Here is an 820-nt window from a genome sequence, read left to right on the forward strand (position 1 = left end):
ATCTTGGCCGCGGTGGCGCGCCGCCACCTGAGCAGGACACGGACCTCCTGCCGGGCCAGGATGAAGTGCCGGACGCGGCCGCTACCCCGTCCAGCGCGCCGGTCGTCGAGGAAGCGGCGATCCTGTACGCCAACGGCCAGCTCGAGGCGGCCGCCCTCCTCTTGCGCACCAGCGTGCACGACCAGGGCACCGACCGCCTGCCGTGGTGGATGCTGTTCGACCTGGTCCAGATCATGGGCCTCGAACACGAGTTCGAAAGCATCGCGATCGACTACGCCAGCCGGTTCGAAACGTCGCCGCCCACGTATCACCCCGTCGCGGACACGTCGCACGCGCCCGACCGCCAGGTATCGGGGGCGATCCCGACGGCCACCCTGTCCGGCCGCCTGGACGACGGTCCGCTCGCCCGCGCGCAACTCGCCCGCGCCGCCTCGCCCGGTCCGCTGGTCCGGTTTGAATTCCAGGCGGTCACCGCGGTGACGGCGCCGGGCTGCGCCCTGCTGCTGGACGCGCTGCAGGCCCTGCGCAAGGCGGGTCGCGAACTCGTGCTGGCAGGCGCCGACCACCTCGTCGCCGTGCTGCGTCCGATGCTGGCGATCGGCGACCGCGGCGCGGGCGAGGCGCCCTGGCTGCTGTTGCTGGAACTGCTGCTGCTGACGAACCGTGAAAAGGATTTCGAGGAGACTGCGATGGATTATTGCGTCACCTTCGAGGTGTCGCCGCCGTCGTTCGAGGCCCCCAGACACGCGGCCTTGAGCCTGGCGGCCGGTCCGGCGACGGCGGGCGACCGCTTCCTCCTGCCGGCCGCCAGGCCCAAGGC

At 71.7% G+C, this 820-nt stretch carries 1 pseudogene; it reads left to right on the forward strand.

Features of this window, described 5'->3' with window-relative positions:
* Positions 1-820: pseudogene (locus ACEN88_RS33105) on the forward strand (hypothetical protein); the annotation flags it as partial.

Origin of the sequence: Massilia sp. CT11-108, assembly GCF_047302915.1 — a bacterium.
GTDB lineage: Bacteria > Pseudomonadota > Gammaproteobacteria > Burkholderiales > Burkholderiaceae_D > Telluria > Telluria orientalis.